Annotated in this window: 18 protein-coding genes; 10 read left to right on the top strand and 8 right to left on the bottom strand. The window is 62.7% G+C overall.

Annotated elements, in window-relative coordinates; genetic code table 11:
• Positions 1 to 14 precede the first annotated feature (14 nt).
• The 5 genes from AC070A_RS06825 to AC070A_RS06845 form a co-directional block, all read right to left on the bottom strand.
• Entirely contained in the window at positions 15 to 800 is a 786-nt protein-coding gene (locus AC070A_RS06825; RefSeq protein ID WP_218373011.1) for an SDR family NAD(P)-dependent oxidoreductase, read from the bottom strand.
• A 106-nt stretch (positions 801 to 906) separates the two neighbouring features.
• A complete protein-coding gene (locus AC070A_RS06830; protein WP_057251200.1) occupies positions 907 to 1,899 on the bottom strand; it encodes an ABC transporter permease in 993 nt (330 codons plus the stop codon).
• Positions 1,896 to 3,440: a sugar ABC transporter ATP-binding protein gene (locus AC070A_RS06835; RefSeq protein ID WP_113736569.1), complete on the bottom strand. Its 1,545-nt coding sequence runs from the start codon at positions 3,438 to 3,440 to the stop codon at positions 1,896 to 1,898. The genes AC070A_RS06830 and AC070A_RS06835 overlap by 4 nt, the downstream gene beginning before the upstream one ends.
• Before the next feature lie 69 nt (positions 3,441 to 3,509).
• Positions 3,510 to 4,475 (bottom strand): substrate-binding domain-containing protein, encoded by a 966-nt coding sequence (locus tag AC070A_RS06840; protein WP_057251201.1) that lies wholly within the window; start codon positions 4,473 to 4,475, stop codon positions 3,510 to 3,512.
• Between the two features lie 118 nt (positions 4,476 to 4,593).
• Positions 4,594 to 5,337, bottom strand: coding sequence for a FadR/GntR family transcriptional regulator (locus AC070A_RS06845; RefSeq protein ID WP_057251202.1), 744 nt, complete (start codon positions 5,335 to 5,337; stop codon positions 4,594 to 4,596).
• A gap of 202 nt (positions 5,338 to 5,539) precedes the next feature.
• Between AC070A_RS06845 and uxuA the strand changes: the two genes are divergently transcribed.
• On the top strand, positions 5,540 to 6,730 hold the full coding sequence (gene uxuA / locus AC070A_RS06850) for a mannonate dehydratase (protein WP_057251203.1): 1,191 nt from the start codon (positions 5,540 to 5,542) through the stop codon (positions 6,728 to 6,730).
• 10 nt (positions 6,731 to 6,740) lie between these two features.
• On the top strand, positions 6,741 to 7,433 hold the full coding sequence (locus AC070A_RS06855; protein WP_057251204.1) for an RraA family protein: 693 nt from the start codon (positions 6,741 to 6,743) through the stop codon (positions 7,431 to 7,433).
• A 30-nt stretch (positions 7,434 to 7,463) separates the two neighbouring features.
• On the opposite strand, the gene AC070A_RS06860 is transcribed toward AC070A_RS06855, so the two are convergent.
• The gene (locus AC070A_RS06860; protein WP_057251205.1) at positions 7,464 to 7,946 is read right to left on the bottom strand and encodes an Lrp/AsnC family transcriptional regulator; all 483 of its coding nucleotides are present in this window, start codon (positions 7,944 to 7,946) and stop codon (positions 7,464 to 7,466) included.
• Positions 7,947 to 8,049: 103 nt separating this feature from the next.
• Here AC070A_RS06860 and AC070A_RS06865 point away from each other — a divergent pair, with 103 nt between their 5' ends.
• The 6 genes from AC070A_RS06865 (at position 8,050) to AC070A_RS06890 (ending at position 14,666) form a co-directional block, all read left to right on the top strand.
• On the top strand, positions 8,050 to 9,546 hold the full coding sequence (locus tag AC070A_RS06865; protein ID WP_057251206.1) for an aminotransferase class V-fold PLP-dependent enzyme: 1,497 nt from the start codon (positions 8,050 to 8,052) through the stop codon (positions 9,544 to 9,546).
• Positions 9,539 to 10,414: an MBL fold metallo-hydrolase gene (locus AC070A_RS06870; RefSeq protein WP_113133286.1), complete on the top strand. Its 876-nt coding sequence runs from the start codon at positions 9,539 to 9,541 to the stop codon at positions 10,412 to 10,414. Before AC070A_RS06865 ends, AC070A_RS06870 begins: the two co-directional genes overlap by 8 nt.
• A gap of 28 nt (positions 10,415 to 10,442) precedes the next feature.
• The gene (locus AC070A_RS06875) at positions 10,443 to 11,204 is read left to right on the top strand and encodes a sulfite exporter TauE/SafE family protein (RefSeq protein ID WP_113736570.1); all 762 of its coding nucleotides are present in this window, start codon (positions 10,443 to 10,445) and stop codon (positions 11,202 to 11,204) included.
• A gap of 159 nt (positions 11,205 to 11,363) precedes the next feature.
• Complete coding sequence (locus AC070A_RS06880) at positions 11,364 to 12,359, top strand: SLAC1 anion channel family protein (protein WP_058322728.1); 996 nt, start codon at positions 11,364 to 11,366, stop codon at positions 12,357 to 12,359.
• Positions 12,359 to 13,318, top strand: coding sequence for a GlxA family transcriptional regulator (locus AC070A_RS06885; RefSeq protein ID WP_057251210.1), 960 nt, complete (start codon positions 12,359 to 12,361; stop codon positions 13,316 to 13,318). Before AC070A_RS06880 ends, AC070A_RS06885 begins: the two co-directional genes overlap by 1 nt.
• Positions 13,319 to 13,367: 49 nt before the next feature.
• Entirely contained in the window at positions 13,368 to 14,666 is a 1,299-nt protein-coding gene (locus AC070A_RS06890; protein WP_057251211.1) for an amidohydrolase family protein, read from the top strand.
• 171 nt (positions 14,667 to 14,837) lie between these two features.
• On the opposite strand, the gene AC070A_RS06895 is transcribed toward AC070A_RS06890, so the two are convergent.
• Complete coding sequence (locus AC070A_RS06895) at positions 14,838 to 15,695, bottom strand: MurR/RpiR family transcriptional regulator (RefSeq protein WP_057251212.1); 858 nt, start codon at positions 15,693 to 15,695, stop codon at positions 14,838 to 14,840.
• Positions 15,696 to 15,866: 171 nt separating this feature from the next.
• Complete coding sequence (locus tag AC070A_RS06900) at positions 15,867 to 16,940, bottom strand: polyamine ABC transporter substrate-binding protein (RefSeq protein WP_058322963.1); 1,074 nt, start codon at positions 16,938 to 16,940, stop codon at positions 15,867 to 15,869.
• A gap of 155 nt (positions 16,941 to 17,095) precedes the next feature.
• Here AC070A_RS06900 and AC070A_RS06905 point away from each other — a divergent pair, with 155 nt between their 5' ends.
• Together AC070A_RS06905 and AC070A_RS06910 are read left to right on the top strand one after the other, a co-directional pair.
• Positions 17,096 to 18,190 carry an ABC transporter ATP-binding protein gene (locus AC070A_RS06905; protein ID WP_058322725.1) on the top strand — a complete coding sequence of 365 codons (1,095 nt, stop codon included), beginning with the start codon at positions 17,096 to 17,098 and terminating at the stop codon, positions 18,188 to 18,190.
• A 1-nt stretch (position 18,191) separates the two neighbouring features.
• A complete protein-coding gene (locus AC070A_RS06910; RefSeq protein ID WP_110880241.1) occupies positions 18,192 to 19,091 on the top strand; it encodes an ABC transporter permease in 900 nt (299 codons plus the stop codon).
• The last annotated feature ends 6 nt before the right edge of the window (positions 19,092 to 19,097 follow it).

Here is a 19,097-nt window from a genome sequence, read left to right on the forward strand (position 1 = left end):
CAATTCCTGTCTGATTACTTGACGCCGATACCGGCAGTGAGGCCGCCGTCGATGCGGAAATCCGAACCGGTGACGAAAGCGGCGCGGTCGGAGGCGAGATAGGCGACGAGTTCCGCCACCTCCTCCGGCTCACCGATGCGTCCGACCGGGTGCGCGGCGCCGAAGCGGGCGAAGGCTTCCGCCTCGCTGACGCCCTCGCCGCCATAGGTGCGGGCCGCGAGCGAGAGCAGCGGCGTGCGTACGGAGCCGGGACTGACCGAGTTTACCCGAACCTTCGCCGCCGCATGGTCCAGCGCCATGGCACGGGTCAGCGCATGGATCGCGCCCTTGGAGGCGACATAGGCCGCAACGTTCTGCTGGCAGGCATGGCCCTGCACCGAGGAAATGTTGACGATGGCGCCGCCGCCGCGCTTCATCATTTCCGGAATACCGAAGCGACCGGTCAGATAGATCGAGCCGACATTGACCGAGAGGCAGCGCGCAAAGGTCTCGGCGCTGGTATCGAGAACCGTGCCATAGGGATGAACGGCCGCCGCATTGACGATGATGTCCAGCCCGCCACGGCGCAGCACCGCTTCGCGCACCGCTGCCTCCACCTCGGCCTCGACGGAGACGTCCGTCAGCCGTGTCGACATCGGCAGGTCGCGTTCTTTGGCAATCCGATCGAAGATCTCATTGGTGGCGACGTCATTGCCGCAGGCCAGCACAGTCGCCCCTGATGAAGCCAGACGGATTGCCGAGGCGAGGCCGATCCCTGAGGTGCCGGTGACCAGCGCGATTTTTCCCTTGAATTCAGTCATGATTGTCTCCGCGATGGATCGCGATGGTCTCGGGCCGCACAGACCCGAAATCACAAGCGTGATCGATTTTCTTGAGGGAGCGGGATGCGAGCACCCCGCTCCGGTCTCAACGCACCCGTTCCAGGACCTGGTTGAGAAGCACGGCGCCGAGGATGATCCCGCCGCGCACGACGTATTGCCAGTACTCGCTGACATTCATCAGCGTCATGCCGTTGGAGATGCAGCCGAGGAAAAGGACCCCGATCAGCGTGCCCCAGATACGGCCCTTGCCGCCGAAGAGTGACGTGCCGCCGATGATGACGGCCGCGATCACGTCGAGCTCCATGCCGGTTGCCGTCGTCCCGGTTCCAGCCCCAATCTGCGAGGCGATCAGCGTGCCGGACACGGCGGTCAGCGCGCCGGTGAGGCCGAGCGTCAGCGCCTTCACCTTCCAGATGTCGATGCCGGAAAGGCGTGCGGCCTCCATATTGCCGCCGACGGCATAAACCTCGCGGCCGAAGCTCGTGTACTTCATCAGGAAGTGCATGCCGGCAAAGGTCAGCGCGAAGATATAGACCGGGAACGGAATGCCGAAGAGATAGCCGCCGCCGAGGAAATCGAAGCCCAGCGGGAAGGACGACATCGGGAAGCCGCCGGTGATCAGGTTGGCGACACCGCGCAGCGCCGCGAAAAGCGCGAGCGTGGTGATGAAGGTCGGCACGTTGAACCATTGCCGGAAGCGACCGGTGAGGTAGCCGAGCGTGAAGCCGAGTAACAGCGCCACGCCAAAACCGACCGTGACCGCACCCCAGTCGCCGAAGACACCGGCGAAGCGGTCGGCGAACCAGGCGACGATGCAGCCGGCGAGCGCGGCACCGGCTCCGACCGAAAGGTCGATTTCGCCGCTGATGATCACGGCGGTCATGCCGAAGGCGATGATGCCGAGCATCGAGACCGTGCGCAGCACGTTCAGCACATTGCCGGTAGAGGCGAAGCCGGGCGCGACCAGGATCAGAAAGATCACCAGCGCCGCGAGAATGATCTCCATCGGGTAGGTTTTGAGGAACTTGAGCGGCGTGTTCTGGCCACCAGCTTCGGTCGTTTGGCTCACAAGTGTCATTGCTTGGCCCCTTCCATGCACAGGCCGTAAAGTTCGGTAAGGTCGGTTTTCGTCGGATCCACCTCGGCGACGACAGCGCCGTGGTGCATGACGAGGATGCGGTCGGCGACTTCCAGCACTTCCTCGAGTTCCGTCGAGACGAAGAGGCTGGCGAGACCGTCAGCCGCCTGCTGCCAGATGATGTCGAAGATCTGCCGCTTGGCCTGGACATCGACGCCGCGGCTCGGCTCGTCGAAGAACATCACCGAGGGCTGCCGGTTCAGCCATTTGCCGATCACCACCTTCTGCTGGTTGCCGCCTGACAGCGACGACACCGGCAGTTCCGGATCGCCGCACTTGATGTGCAGATCGGCAATCTGACGGCGGACATGCGGCTGCTCGCGCCGGCGCGAGATGAAGCCGTTGCGTGCAATCGGCCCGAGGCTCGCCATGCAGAGATTGTCCGCCGTCGAGAGCGACTGCACGAGGCCGACCTCCTTGCGGTTTTCCGGCGTATAGCCGAGCCCGGCCTTGCGCATGTCGCGCGGGCTGGCACCGGTCATGTCGCGACCGTCGAACGTGACCGAACCGCCGTCGATCCGGTCGGCCCCAAAAATCGCCCGCATGAGCTCGGTGCGGCCGGCACCAAGCAGACCGGCGATGCCGAGGATCTCGCCGGGATAGAGATCGAAGGAGACATCCTGAAAATGTCCGGCCCGACTGAGATTGCGGACCTCGAGCACGGGTTTGGCGCGGTCAAGCGTTCGCCGCGGCGGACGTGTGGCGCGCGCCGCATCGCCGAACATCATGCCGACAATCGCGGAAGGCGTCGTCTCCTTCATCGCAACGGAACCGATATAGTGGCCGTCGCGGATCACCGTGCAAGTATCGGCGATTTCGAAGAGTTCGCTCATGCGGTGGGTGATGTAGATCATCGTCACGCCACGGGCGCGCAGCCGCTCGATCAGCGCGAAGAGCTGCTTGACCTCGCGGGAAGCGAGCGCCGAGGTCGGCTCGTCCAGAAGCAGGATAGACGGGTTGAAAGACATCGCCTTGACGATCTCGACCACCTGCTGCTGGCCGACGCTGAGTGCGGAGACCGGTTGGCGGGAATCGATCGCAAGCCCCATGTCGGCGAGCAGTTCGCCGGCGCGCCGGTGCAGGCCGGCCCAGTCGACGACGCTAAAGCCGGCGCGGCGGCGGTGCGGCAGCCGACCGAGAAAGATGTTCTCGCCGACAGAGAGCTCCGGCACCAGCGAGAGCTCCTGGTGGACGGTGACGATGCCGGCGGCAAAGGCATCATGCGGCGATGTGAAATGGCGGTCCTCGCCATTGACGCTGATCGTGCCGGATGTCGGCTCGGTCACGCCGGCGAGAAGCTTGACAAGCGTCGACTTGCCCGAGCCGTTCTTGCCCATGAGGGCATGCACCTGGCCGGGTGCGAAGCTGTGGGTGAATTCGGAGAGGGCTACAGTCGGGCCGTAACGCTTGGTCACGGTCCGAAAGTCCAGCCGTCCCTGCACCCCTTGCAACGCGGCTGACCTTGGCTGCGGATAACTCATGCGGATTTCCTGCTGTCGGCGGCGAAGGAGCGGCGGGCGATGCCCGCCGCTCGGTTCACTCTTAGGCTCTTACTTCAGGGCCTTCAGGCCTTCCTTGTAGGCAGCGACCCCTTCAGCGTTGACGCGTGTCAGAGGCAGAACGGGCACGTTGACCTTGGTCTCGATCTTTTTGCCGTCGAGCAGGTTCTGCGCGGCTTCGATTGCCTGCTTGCCGACCTCGAGCGGCTGCTGCGCCGTCGTCGCCTGCAGCACGTTGTCGGAGTTCAAGAGCATATTGGCGAGTTGCTCGGAACCGTCGGTGCCGAAGACGAAGACCTTGCCTTCAAGGCCCGCCTTCTTGACCGCCTGCACTGCACCGATCGTGCCGCCTTCGTTGGCAGCATAGATCACCCGGATATCGGGATTGGCCGTCAGCATGTCGCTTGCGACGGCGAGTGCCTTTTCGGCGAGCCAGGCGTCCTGTTGCGCGACGATGTCCACCTGATCCTTGACGACACTCAGGAAACCATCGACGCGGGCATTCGACTGTTCGGGAAGCAGCGCCTTGAAGGCGAGCGTGCCGATCTTGACCTTCTCGCCGTTGCCGAGCGTCTTCAAGAAATCGGTCGCGGCCTTGCCAGTGCCGATGCCGATATCGCGGTCCGAGCTCGTCACCGTCGCCTGGGCGACGTCGCCATTGGCCGAGGTGCCGTAGGTGACGACCGTGATGCCGGCGTCACGCGCTTTCTTCAGAGCCGGCACCGAAGCGTCGGCCGAAAGCGGCGCGACGACGATCGAGTTCACGCCGCGGGCGATGTAGGTGTCGATGAGCTGAGCTTCCTTCTCCAGCTTGCTGTCGCTGTTGCCGGCGAGCAGTTCGTCGCCGGCGGCTTCGGCCGCCTTTTCCATCCCGATCTGGATGCCGCGGAAATACTGGTCCTGCTGAAAGACGATGCCGGCGATCGCCTTGCCGCCGGCATGTGCCGCACCCGGCGCAAGGCTGACGGTGGCAAGCAATGCTGCAAGCGCCAGAATGTGACGTTTCGAATTGTTCATGTCGGTTCTCCTCCCAAGTGCCCTGTTCGTGCCGCCGGACCAACGGGCGAGTGGATCCGGCAAACGGATGCCAGCACCGCCCATTTGGGGAGCGGTCCAGGCGAAAATCTCTATGTGCTCATCGCGACGGCTGGCCGCCGGGCGCGGCATCGACGAAGCGGATGCCGAACTCCAGGTGGCGGCTCATCAGGTAGACGTAGGCGATGCGGTCGCGGGCCCTCAGCGCCCTGATGATCTCGGCATGGGCCTCGAAAGTCGCCGCATGCACCGGGCGCTCCGCCTTGCCGAGCCGCATGACCTCCTCGATCACCGAGCGCAGCATGTGGTAGGCGGCGACCGTCGTGCGATTGCCGGATAGCTCCACGATCGCCTGATGGAACTGGTAGTCGCACTGCGCCGCTTCCTCGACGCTGTCCGCTTCTAGGATCCGCGCGTTGATCGCATCCAGCCGGTCGAAATCGGCGTCAGCAGCCGTCAGGATGATGTGCTCGCCGACACCCGTCTCGATGATGCGGCGGAAGCCCTGCAGGTCGCGGAAAGAGTCCGGCGAGATGCCGTTGTGAAAAGCAAAGAGCCGGCGGATCGCCTCGCCGTGGCCGCCGCTGATAACGGCGCCGACCTTCGGTCGCGTCTCGACCATGCCATAGGCGCGCAGCACCTGCAGCGCCTCGCGCACCGTGTTGCGCCCGGCCTGGAATTGTTCGCCAAGATCGCGCTCGGTCGGAAGCGCATCGCCGATACCGAGACCGCGCTCGGAGATCATGTCGCGGATCTGCTCGACCAGCCGGTCCACGGCCGAGGTCTTGCCTGGCTCGACGGGCTCCACACCCGACAACGCCTCTTCTCGTACAGAACTGCTCACCGGCCATCCTCCCTGCGATGCTCTATTTGTTGGTCCAGTTTGCGCGTTCAGTCAAGCGCAATCTCTCAAATTTCGCGCAAAGTTGCCAACATCGTCCGAAATTGCGCCCATAAGGCTTGAATTGTTGGGCCAATCGGACATTATTGACAGGCGTGGTCCAACAATAGCCACTGACGCGGAGTAGGAGTTCTGCATGAGACTGATGGAAGAGTGTTTTCGCTGGTATGGGCCAAATGATCCGGTGCCGCTCAGCCATATCCGGCAGGCGGGGGCCACGGGGATCGTCTCGGCGCTGCATCATATCTATGACGGATCGCCCTGGTCGGATGAAGCGATCCTTGCCCAAAAGGCGCTGATTGAAGACGCCGGTATGCGCTGGAGTGTCGTCGAGAGCATCCCGGTGCACAACTCGATCAAGCTCGCGACCGCCGACAGCGCCCGCTACATCGGCTGGTACAAGGACACGCTGCGAGCGCTGGCGCGCGCGGGTATCACGACCGTCTGCTACAACTTCATGCCGGTGGTCGACTGGACGCGCACGGAGTTGATGCAGCCGTTGGCGAATGGCGGTTACGCATTGCGATTCGATGCGATCGACTTTGCCGCCTACGACCTCTTCGTGCTGAAGCGGCCGCGCGTCGCGGATAGTTACTCCGAGCGGCAGATTTTCGCCGCCCGCCAGCGTTTCGATCAGATGGACCAGGCGAAGATCGACCGGATCGAACGCAATCTCATTGCCGGCCTGCCGGCAACCGAGCGGCAGTTCAATCGGTCGAGCTTTCTGGCCGCCCTTGCCGAGTATGACGGCGTGACGGCAGACGCCCTACATGCCAACCTGGCGCGCTTCCTCAAGGAGATCGTTCCGGTGGCGGAGGAGGTCGGTATCCGGCTTTGCATCCACCCCGATGATCCGGCCTTTTCGCTCTATGGCCTGCCGCGCATCGTTTCGACGGCCGCGGATGTAAGGCGCATCCTCGCCGCCGTCGACAGCCAAGCCAACGGCATCACCTTCTGCACCGGATCCTATGGCACGCGCACCGACAATGATCTGCCAGCCATGGTTCGTGAATTCGGCCCACGCATTCACTTTGCCCACCTTCGCAATGTCCAACGGGAGGAGGACGGCTCCTTCTACGAGGCCGATCATCTCGGCGGATCGAGCGACATGCCGGCAGTGATCCTTGCGCTGATGCAGGAACAGGAGCGTCGGCTACAGGAAGGCCGCGCCGACTGGCAAATCCCGCTTCGCCCGGATCACGGGCACCTCCTGGCCGACGACATCGGCAAGGAGCGGATCAACCCCGGCTATTCGCTGATCGGCCGGTTGAAGGGCCTCGCGGAAATCAGAGGCGTGATGCAGGGCATCGCTACCGCCATGGCACACATGGCTTGAGGGAAGAGAAATGACACGTTTTGAAGACGATACCGAACTGTTTACCGCCATGCGCAGCCGTCTGTTCACGGCCGTGGTCGGCGACATCCTCGACACGATGGGGCTGCAACACCAGTTCCTGCCGCCGCAGATCCGGGCGCTCCGCGACGACATGGTCGCCGTCGGGCGGGCGATGCCCGTACTCGAAGCCGATTTCTTCGCAACCGCCGAGGCGAGCGGCCATTCGGAATTCAGCTCGAAACCGTTCGGCCTGATGTTCCACGCGCTCGATAGCCTGAAACCCAACGAGATCTATGTCTGTTCCGGCTCCTCGCCACGTTACGCCGTCTGGGGCGAGCTGATGTCGACCCGTGCAATGAAACTAAAAGCCGCCGGCGCGATCTGCGACGGCTATTGCCGCGACAGCGCCGGCATTCTTGCGCTCGATTTTCCGACTTTCTGCTACGGATCCTATGCGCAGGACCAGGGGCCGCGCGGCAAGGTCGTCGACTACGGTATCCCGATCGAGATCGGCGGCATCCGCATCCGGCCGGGCGATATCCTCTTCGGCGACCGTGACGGCGTGCTCGTCATCCCGCGCGAGGCGGAACGGGAAGCAATCGCGCTGGCGCTGGAAAAGGCCGAAACCGAAAGCAAGGTGCGCCTCGCGATCGAGGCCGGCATGAGCACGGTCGAGGCCTTCGAGCGCTTCGGCGTGATGTGACCACAAAATGGGGCGCCGGAGCCCGGCGCCTTACTTCAACCGGCTGAGATCCACCGGGCGATTGTTGATGATCGCCTCCATGGAAAAGAAGCCCGTGACCGTGGCGAGATCGAAGTTGGTGATGAGCTTCTGATAAAAGGCGTCGTAGCCGCCCATGCCCCGGGTCACCACCTTGATTAGATAGTCCCAGTCCCCGCCGATCCTGTAGAAGTCGATCACTTCCGGCAGTCGCTCGACATGCTGCCGGAAGCCGTCGCTCCATTCCTTGGAGTGATGGCGTGTGCGGATCATCACGATCACCGTCAGATCCAGGCCCAGAGCACTGAGATCGATGTCGCAGTGCGAACCCCGGATCATGCCGATCGACTGCAGACGCTGAAGGCGCCGCCAGCAGGCATTTTGCGATAACCCGACCCGCTCGGCCAACTCACGCTGCGAGAGGCTCGAATCCTTTTGCAGCAACGTCATGATCTTCAGATCAAAACTATCTATTTTTGATGATTCTTCGATCATTTGACACAATACAGCGCGACTGGCGCAGGAAGATAGGTGAATTTTTTGACCATGAAGGGGAATATAATCGCTGTCAATGTTCGCTCCAAGGGAGGTCAGCGAGATGATCGTTCCAACAGTTCACCGCCACTCCTGTGAGGAGCTTAGCCCGCTTGCCAAGTTCCGCCAGGCTTTGAACCGCCCGGGCGTGATTGCCGATCTTCGCGACGATCTCGTCGGCGCGAAGGCGCAGATCGTCGGCCCATACGGCACGAAGCCGCTCGTCTATGCCGACTATGTCGCTTCCGGCCGGGCACTGCGGGTGATCGAAAGCTTCGTGCTCGACGAAGTCCTGCCCTATTACGCCAACAGCCACACGGAAGCCTCCTATTGCGGCGGCTTCATGACCCGGTTGCGGCGGGAAGCGCGCGCGCTGATCGGCGAATTCTGTGGCGCGACTGCCGACCACGCCGTGATTTTCACAGGTTCCGGCGCCACTTCGGGCATCAACCGGTTGGTCAAGCTGTTCGGCGTCACCGCGGCGGCTGAGGCGGGCAAACAGGTCCGCGTCATCATCGGCCCCTATGAGCACCACTCCAACATCCTTCCCTGGCGCGAAAGCGGCGCCGAGATCGTGGAAATCGCCGAATGCCAGGCGGGCGGTCCGGATCTTGGCCAACTTGCCCAAGCGCTAAACGCCGGTTCACGGGACCTGACGGTCTGCACGCTCTCTGCCGGTTCGAACATCACCGGCATCACCAGCGACGTCGCGGCGATCACCCGGATGGTCAAGGCGGCCGGCGCGAAGATGATCTGGGACTATGCAGGCGCCGGTCCTTACGTTCCGATTTCCATGTCGCCTGCCGGTTTCGAGATCGACGCCATTGTCGTCTCGCCGCACAAGTTCATCGGCGGTCCGGGCGCCTCCGGCATCCTGATCGTTCGCCGCGACCGCGTCGTGACCGACAAACCGACCTGGCCGGGTGGCGGCACCGTGAAGTTCGTTTCGCCTGATACCCACGACTACAGCGGCAATCTCGAAGCACGCGAAGAAGCGGGAACACCGAATGTCGTCGGCGACATCCGCGCAGCCCTCGCCTTCATCGTCAAGCATGCGATCGGTCTTGAAGAAATGGAAAGGCGCAACCGCGCGCTGGCCCAACAGGCCCTTGCCGCCTGGAAGACCGTCCCGCAGCTGGAGCTGCTCGGCCTTAAGGAACCGGATCGCCTGCCGATCTTCTCCTTCCGCATCAGGAACGGCAAGGGCGGCTATGTCCACCAGCAGCTCGTTACTCGCATGCTCAGCGATCGCTTCGGCATCCAGGCACGCGGCGGCTGCGCCTGTGCCGGGCCCTACGTACACCGGCTGCTGTCGATCGATGCCGAACACTCCGAACAGATCCGACAGGCGATCCTCGCCGGCGAAGAGATCGAGAAGCCCGGGTTCACACGGCTGAACTTCAGCGTCCTGCTTTCGGACGAAAAGGTGAAGTTCATCCTCGATTGCGTCGCCCAGCTGGCGGCGGACGCGCCCACCTTCGAAGCCGATTACGATTTTGACCCCGCTCGCGCAATCTTCTTCCCGTGCGCAACGGCTGAAGAGGCGCTCGCCTATGCATAAGCCCGATGTGACCGGCTTTTACGACGTCCGCACCGGCAGCATCCAGTATGTTGTTGCCGATCCGGCGACGGGCAAATGCGCGATCATCGACCCGGTGCTCGATTTCGACGAGAAGTCGGGCTCGACCGCCACGCGGAATGCCGACGCGATCCTCGACCATGTCGCGGCCAAAGGCCTGACCGTCGAATGGATCCTCGACACCCACCCTCATGCCGACCATTTCTCGGCGGCGCGCTATCTCAAGGCCCGGACGGGAGCGCCGACGGCGATCGGCGAACACGTGAAGGGCGTGCAGCGGATCTGGAAAGCGATCTATAACTGGCCGGATTTCGCCTGCGACGGTTCGCAATGGGACCGGCTGTTTACTGACGGCGAGACGTTCCGGATCGGCGAGCTCAAGGCTCGCGTCCTGCATTCGCCCGGCCACACACTCGCGTCCATCAGCTATGTGATCGGCGACGCAGCCTTCATTCACGACACGCTGTTCATGCCCGATAGCGGCTCGGCCCGCGCCGATTTCCCGGGGGGCAGCGCTGCCGACCTCTGGCGTTCGATCCAGGCGATCCTGGCACTGCCGGATGAGACTCGGCTGTTCACCGGCCACGATTATTGCCCGGGCGGCCGCAAGGCGCGCTGGGAAAGCACGGTCGCCGAGCAGAAGTCCAAAAACCCCCATGTCGCCGGCAAGTCCGAGGCCGATTTCGTCGGCTTGCGCGAGGCGCGCGACCGTACCTTGCCGATGCCGAAACTCATTCTGCATGCGCTGCAGGTGAATGTCCGCGGCGGCGAGCTCCCGGCCACCGAAGACAATGGCCGGCGCTACCTGAAAATCCCGCTCGACGCCCTTCCCGGTTCGGTCTGGGGGTAGAGGCATCGTGGCGGATCCTTTCCAGCAAATGCTGCTCGCGATCGGCTCCGGCTCGCTCACCGGCTTCACGCTCGGCCTGATCGGTGGCGGCGGCTCGATCCTGGCAACCCCGCTCCTCATCTATGTGGTCGGCATTCGCGACGTGCATACGGCGCTCGGCACCGGAGCGCTCGCCGTTTCCGCAAACGCCTATCTCAACCTCATCAGCCATGCGCTTCGCGGCCACCTCTGGTGGCGGTGCGCTCTGATTTTCACGGTGGCCGGCTCGCTCGGCGCCTATCTTGGCTCTAGCCTCGGCAAACTGGTCGACGGCCAGCGCCTGCTGTTCCTGTTCGGGCTGGTGATGATGTTCGTCAGCTTCGCCATGAAAAAGGTAAAGTGCGACACGGCGGCCACGCCGCAATCGCTTTCGATCGGGACGCACGGCAAGACCGGAGTGACGGCGCTTTTGACCGGTACCTGCTCCGGTTTCTTCGGCATCGGCGGCGGTTTCCTGATCGTCCCCGGCCTCCTGCTTGCAACCGGCATGCCGCTCATCAATGCGGTCGGCACGTCGTTGCTTGCCGTCGGCACCTTCGGCCTGACGACCGCGATCAACTACGCTTCCTCGGGTTTGGTGGACTGGCGCATCGCCGGCTACTTCATCGCCGGCGGCATTTTGGGCGGAATCGTCGGCACCTTCGTCTCCACCCGGCTTGCGACCCAGCGCGATACGCTGACGCAGATTTTCCGCGCCGTCATCTTTTCCGTCAGCCTCTATGTTCTCTGGCGCAGCTACGGGGCACCGTGACCCGGCCGCGGTGGTCGGCAACCGACCTGGCGGCGATACTGAGCGGTCCTTGGCCGGAAACATACGCAGCCAGTCCGAAATCGTACTGTTTGCATCATTCAAGACAAAGGTGTAGCGTGTTTTAATCCTGTCAGCACTCTTTCGGACAGGAACAAGCCAATGACCGTTCAATCCATAGATCTCTCGAACAGCACGCCGCTGACCAAGCGGTCGATCTCGCAGCTTCCGATCAACCTGTTCGCATCGGTAATGGGCATCACGGGCCTGAGCCTCGCCTGGCGCGAAGCCACCAGGACGATCGGACTGCCGGCCCTTCCCGGGGAATATGTCGGCTGGCTCGGCACCTCGATCTTTCTGAGCCTTGCCCTGGGCTATGCCATCAAATGGCGCCGGCACCCTGGCTTGGTCGCCGCTGAATTCGCCCATCCGGTTCAAAGCAACTTCTTTGCGACCGTCGCAATCGGCCTGCTTCTGCAGTCTGCCTTTCTGAACCTTTACAGCCCGCTGCTGTCAGAGGTCGTCTGGACCATCGCGTCTGCGCTGACCTTCGCCCTCGCCTATGTCGTCGCCAGAGGCTTCCTCGGCCGGCAGCAGTCGCGCGATACCACCCTGCCGCCGCTACTCATCCCCGGCGTCGCCACCCTTGATATCGCCGTTACCGGCCACGCCATGCCGTTCTCCTGGGCGCATGAAGTCAATATGCTTGCCTTTTCGGTCGGCAGCGTCATCGCCGCGGTCTTTATCGCGCTCATCTTCTCGCGGTTGCGCCACGAAGATCCGCTTCCGGCGCTGGCTCGGCCGTCCCTCATGGTTCTCGTCGCCCCCTTTGCCGTCGGCTTCCTCGCCTATACTAACGTCACGGGTTCGGTCGATCTCTTCGCCACGGTCCTGTTCTACTTTGCCCTGTTTCTCATGCTCGTCCTGTCGCCGATGGTGTTCCGCTCCCATGTTCCCTTTAGCGTCACCTGGTGGGCCATCAGCTTTCCGCTTGCTGCCCTGTCGATCGCCTTCTTCCGGTATGCCGCTTCTGCCGGGAGCGCTATCCTGACCGGCCTGGCGGGACTGTTCTTCCTGTTTCTGGCCGGCGCCATCGCTGTCGTCTTCTATCGTACGGTCAGCATCGTCCTGACCGGCAGATTGTTCGAGGTTCGTTAATGGCCGTTCACAAGATCGCCATCGTCGCCATGCAGGGCGTGCAGCTTCTCGACGTCATCGGGCCCTCGGACGTGTTTGCGGAGGCCAACCGTCAGAGCGGCACCGACCATTATTCCGTGGAGGTCGTCAGCGCGTCCGGCAGTCCGGTGCGCGGATCTTCCGGGTTGACGCTGCTGCCGGATCGGTCGCTGGAGGAAGGTTTTTCCGACATCGATACGTTGCTTGTGGCCGGGGATCCGCTCATTCATGAACGGCCACTGCCGGCATCGCTTCTCGCCTGGGTGAAGGAAGCATCGGCTCGCGCCAGCCGTTTCGGATCGGTGTGCTCCGGCGCCTTCGTGCTCGGCGAGGCGGGCCTCTTAAACGGCAGGCGGGCGACGACGCATTGGTCGCAAGCGGCGGAATTCGGCAAGCGCTTCCCGGAGGTGAAACTCGAGCCCAACCGCATTTTCACCAAGGACGGCAACGTCTGGACCTCAGCCGGCGTAACGGCCGGCATCGACCTGGCGCTTGCCATCGTCGAGAAGGATCTCGGCCTGGACATCGCTTTGAAGGTCGCGCGTGAACTCGTTGTCTTTCTCAAGCGGCCCGGAGGCCAGACCCAGTTCAGCACCCTTCTCGCCGGCCAGCTTGCACAGAAGACACCCATTCGTGCGGCTCAGGATTTTATTGCCGACAATCTCTCTGCCGACCTCAGCGTCGCAGCGGTTGCCCGGCGCGTCGGCATGAGCGAGCGAAACTTCTCCAGGCAGTTCAAACAGGAGGTGGGCATGACGCCCGCCGACTATGTGGAGAGCATGCGGCTGGAGGCGGGGCGCAGGCTTGCCGAAGACACCGGCATTCCACTCAAAAAGATTGCCACGGATATCGGCTTCCATGACGATATCGCCTTCCGTCGTTCCTTCGTTCGTCGATTCGGCACGTCGCCGGCCGCCTATCGCAAGAGCTTCGGATCGTAGGCATGCCAGCTTGGTCCACAAGCGGCGCTGACATCTGGAGAAGCCAGCCATGTTCGACCTGATCATCCGCAACGCCAACCTTCCGGACGGACGCCAGGGCATTGATGTCGGTGTTGTGGGCGGAAAGATCGCCGCAATCGAGCCGGACCTTGCCGCGACCGCAGGCGAAGAGATCGACGCCACCGGCCGGTTGCTGAGCCCACCCTTCTGCGATCCGCATTTCCACATGGACGCAACGCTGTCGCTCGGCCTGCCACGGATGAACGTCTCCGGCACCCTGCTTGAGGGCATCGCGCTCTGGGGCGAGTTGCGCCCAACCTTGACCAAGGAGGCGCTGGTCGAGCGGGCGCTGCGTTATTGCGATCTCGCCGTCAGCCAGGGGCTTCTCGCCATCCGCAGCCATGTGGACACGTCGGATCCTCGGCTGGTCACGGCCGAAGCGCTGCTCGAGGTCAGGCAGAAGGTTGCGCCCTATATCGACCTGCAGCTCGTTGCCTTCCCGCAGGATGGCTACTACCGCGCGCCCGATGGCGTCGCATCGCTTGAGCGTGCGCTCGACATGGGCGTCGATATCGTCGGCGGCATTCCCCATTTTGAGCGGACGATGGAGGATGGCGCACGCTCGGTGGAGGCGCTCTGCCGCATCGCTGCCGAGCGCGGCCTGCCCGTCGACATGCATTGCGACGAGACCGATGACCCGCTGTCGCGCCACATCGAGACGCTGGCGGCCGAGACCGTGCGCTTCGGATTGCAGGGACGCGTTGCGGGCTCGCATCTCACTTCGATGCACTCGATGGACAACTACTATGTTTCCAAGCTCATCCCGCTGATGGTGGAAGCGAAGATCAACGTGATCCCCAATCCGCTGATCAACATCATGCTGCAGGGGCGCCACGACAGCTATCCCAAACGCCGCGGCATGACACGAGTGAAGGAGTTGATGGCGGCGGGGCTCAACGTCGCCTTCGGGCACGATTGCGTCATGGATCCCTGGTACTCGATGGGGTCGGGCGACATGCTGGAAGTCGCCCATATGGCTGTTCACGTGACGCAGATGGGCGGCATCGAGGACAAGCGCAGGATCTTCGACGCGATCACCGTGAACTCGGCGAAAACCATGGGCCTTGAGGGCTATGGGCTGGAGGTGGGCTTCAAGGCCGATCTGGTCCTCTTGCAGGCGGCCGATGTCAGCGAGGCCCTGCGGCTGAAGCCAAACCGGTTGTTCGTGATCAAGGCTGGCAAGGTCATCGCCCGGACGGCGCCGCGCATCGGTGAGCTCTTTCTCGATGGGCGCCCGACATCGATCGATATTGCGCGGGATTACATCCCGCAGGCGACCCAGGGCTGAACGGAGACTTCGAATTTTGGACGCGATTCCGGACAGAAAACCGCTGCACACTTTTCCTGGTATCGCTGCCTAGAGCATCCTGCCCTCAAGTGGAATCATTTGAGGCAGAAAGATGCTCTAGAATCAAAGTGCTAGAGCGTCCTTTGTGCGTTCAAACGAACGCACGGCGCTCTAGTCCTCGAAATCGCCGAAGATGTTCTGCAGCCGGGTCAGCTGGGCGACGCGCTCACCGACATCATCGCCGAGCACGACAATGATGTTGCTCAAGAGCAGGTCCATGACCGCGACGGTTGTCGCCGCCCCGTCCCACAGCGGACCGTGCGACCCGGGCACAATGAGGCAGATATCGGAGACCTCAGGTGCCCAGGGGCAGAACTCGTCGGTATAGAGGATGACCTTGACGCCGGCGCGGCGGGCTTCCTCGGCAAGCGGCCGCGCCTTGGCGGCGAAACGGCGCACATCGTGCAGGAACAGCACACGCCCCTCGACCGAGCCATCGAGCAGCTCGGCATAGGTGCCGTTGAGGCCGTCGACGAACTGCACGCGCGGCCGGGTATAGGACAGTTGGCTGGCGAAATATTGCGCGATGCCGCGAACGTTCTGATAGGCGGCGACATAGACTTCGCTCGCAGCAATCAGGGCGTCGATCGTCTGCTGCCATTCCGGCGCGGTCGTCAGCTCGTAGATCATGCCGAGATTGTCGACCTGCTGCTGGATCAGGCCGGCAAGCAGCTTGCCTTCGCGGTTATCCTCCCGCAACCGGCCGACAGAGCCCTTGACCTGCCAGGCGGGATTGTTGGAGCCGTCACGCCTGAGCTCGTGCTTCAGCTGGTCGAGGCCATCGAAGCCTAAACGCCGGAGATAGCGCCCGACGGTCATCGGCGAGACCTCGAGGCGGGTCGCGATCGAGCGCGCCGTTTCGAAGGGGATCTCGGCGAGGTTGCGCTCGATGTAGTTGGCGATGAGCTTGTCCGACTTCGAGCGTCTCATCTCGTCGCTGCGCAGCAGCTTCAGGATGCGCGGTGCCACGTCCCCTCCCATTCTACAGCGCCACCGGTCTTATCAGACGGAAAAAGGTCGCTGCAGCACTTTGAATTGCTGCATGTTTATCCTCAGCCACGAGGTAAGGAAACACGCAAGTCTGCCGAAGCGGATGCCGGGTAACAAACCCGCATCCGCTCCTGTCATCGCATCGCGTGTTTATTCCGCCGTCTTCACCTTCGTCCAGACCCGGTCGAGCTGGCGCACGCCGGGGCCGAGGTCTTCGAAGATTTGCAGCTTCTGCATGGTTTCCGGCGGCGGGTTGATTTCCTTGCTGTTCTTGATCTGCTCGGGGGTCAATTGCCGCGCCGGCACGTTGGCCGTCCCGTTGGTCTGCTGTTCAATATTGAGCGCCGCGACGTCCGGGCGCGTATAGAACTGCAGGAACTTGACCGCGTTGTCCTTGTTGGGGGCCGACTTCAGGACGCAGATATCCTCCTGGTACATCGTCGCCCCTTCCTCCGGGATCACGTAACCGAGATCCTTGGGGTTGGCGAAGACATCGACCATCGAGCCGACGAAGAAGTGACCAGCCGCGACATCGCCGGCGGCGACCATCGGGCGGGTGTCATAGGTAAAGGCGGCAACGTCGGGCTTCATCGCGATGATCGTATCGGCAGCCTGCTGCAATTCCGCCGGGTCGGTGGAATTGACCTTGTGACCGTTGAGGATCAGACCCACCGAAAGCACCTCGCGCATGTCGTCGAGCAGCGTGAACTTCAGCCCTTTCGCCTTCACCGTCTCGATCAGGTCGCGCCAGCCGGTCACGTCCTTGCCGAGAAGTTTTCTGTTGTAGAGGATGCCGACCGAGCCGAAGGCGTAAGGGAGGCAATACTCGCCCTTCGGATCGCTCTTGGCCCGAAGGAAGGTCGGGTCGATATTCTTGAAGCCCTCGTAGTCGTTGATGTCCGTCTTTTCGAGCAGGTCGAGCTTGGCCATGATGTCCTGCATGTGGACCGACGGGAAGACGATGTCGTAACCCGTGGCCCCACCCTGGATCTTCGCCAGCATCTCCTCGTTCGAGGAATAGGTGGAGAGGTTGACCTTGATCTGGGTCTCTTCCTCGAACTTCTTGAGGACAGCCGGATTGATGTATTCGCCCCAGTTGTAGATGTTGAGCTCGGCCGCTTGCGCCGTGCCGAACAGAGCGGAAAGTGTCGTCAGCAAAACGGCCACGCCACGTGCGCGGGTGGCGAAAGGCCTCTTGCCTTCACACGTCACCCCATTCGTCATTGTCATCATCATTCTCCTCTGATGGTCATGGCCGTTCGGCCCCTCTACGGCCCTTGATCACGGCTTCTGGTGGCCGTTGACTCCGATAGGCAAATGGTATCCATGTATCGGAAACGCACAAGCGTTATTTGCATAACATTTTGGGGAACAGAAGTATGCAGAATTCCATCGTCCGGCTGGTGGAGGCGAGCAAGGCCTTCACCACTCCGGAAGGCGGCATCGTGACCGCTCTCGACAGCATCGATCTCGACGTCCGCCGCAACGAATTCCTGACCTTGCTCGGGCCTTCCGGCTGCGGCAAGACCACCCTGCTGCAGGCGATCAGCGGTTTCGTCGAACTCGACGGCGGCTCGATCCTCATCGACGGCGAGGACATCACCGACCGGCCGCCCTACCGCCGCCCGGTCAACACGGTCTTCCAGAACTATGCGCTGTTTCCGCACATGACGGTCGGGGAAAACGTCGCCTATTCGCTGGAAGTCGCGGGCGTCGCCAAGCCGGCGCGCCGTGAAAAGGTCTCCGCCGCCTTGAAGATGGTAGGACTGGAAGGTATGGAAGGCCGCAGGCCGCGCCAGCTCTCCGGCGGCCAGCAACAGCGTGTGGCGCTGGCCCGCGCCATCATCGCCCGGCCGAAACTCTTGCTGCTCGACGAACCGCTGTCGGCGCTCGACAAGAACCTGCGTCAGGCGATGCAGATCGAACTGAAGACGCTGCAGAACGAGCTCGGCATCTCCTTCATCTTCGTCACCCACGACCAGCAGGAAGCGCTGACGATGTCGGATCGCGTCGCCGTGCTCTCCGGTGGCCGCATCCAGCAGCTCGATACGCCGCGCGCCATCTACGACCACCCGGTCAACACCTTCGTCGCCACCTTCATCGGCGCCAGCAACCTGTTCGAGGGCACGCTCGACGGCGACCGGCTGATGACGGCGGATGGCATGGCGATCCGCCACCAGCCCTGCGACAAGAAAATTTCGACCAAAGCGACGGCATTGATCCGGCCGGAACAGTTCTTCCTTGCGGAGGAAAACGCCCCCTTTCCGACGATCGACGTCGATCTCGACCAGATCGTTTTTGTCGGCTCCACCTTCGAGCTGTTCGGCCGCACTGCCGAGGGACGCAAGGTGATTGCGGAAGTTCCCGCCAATCGGCGCAATCTCGTCGGCACGGTCGAACGGACACGCAAGGCGCGGCTTGCCTATGACCCTGCTGCCGTGCACCTCATCGGTGCCAATGCCGGGGGTGCGTGAGATGTCGATCGCCAGCCGCCGCCGCTTTCAGCTCGCCGTTTTGCTCGGACCCGTCTCGGCCTTCCTTGCCGTCTTCTTCCTCGGGCCGCTCGCGATCATGGTCGTCACCAGCCTTCTCGCGCCCGGTCTCTATGGTGGGGTGGAGTGGACCTTCTACCCGCATAACTTCGGTCGCATCCTCGGTTTTGCCGATCCGATGTTCGAGGAGTTCGATCCGATCTACATCGCGATCTTCCTGCGCTCGGTCGAGATCGCGGCCCTGACGGTGCTCGCGACCCTTCTCGTCTGCTATCCCGCCGCCTTCTGCATCGCCCGGCTTTCCGAGCGCTGGAAGAATTTCTGCCTGTTCCTGATCACGCTGCCTTTCTTCACCAGCCTGATCGTGCGGCTCTTCGTCTGGGTGTTGATCCTGCGCCAGACCGGCCTCGTCAACGAGATGCTTCTGTCAACGGGGCTGATCGAGCGGCCGCTCGACCTGATCTACACCAAGGGCGCGATCATCCTCGGCATGACCTATGTGTTCATTCCCTTCATGTTCATGCCTGTTTATGCCAGCGTCGAGAAACTCGACTGGACGCTGGTGCGCGCCTCGCTCGATCTCGGCGCCGGGCCGCTGCGCACCTTCTGGCGCATCATCCTGCCGCTGACGGCTCCCGGCATTGCCGGTGGCGCGGTGATCGTCTTCATTCCGGCGCTCGGCAACTTCGTCGTGCCGGCGGTGCTCGGCGGCGCCAAGGTAATGATGTTCGGTAACCTGATCGAACAGCAGTTCCTCGCGGCCCGCAACTGGCCCTTCGGCGCCGCACTGGCGATGATGGTGATGACCGTAATGCTGATCATGATGATCGCCCACGTGGTGCTTTCCGGTCGGCGCAGCGCCGCCGCTGCGCTGGCACGGTGAGGTGAC

Source organism: Ensifer sp. GW101-20A05 (assembly GCF_059424735.1).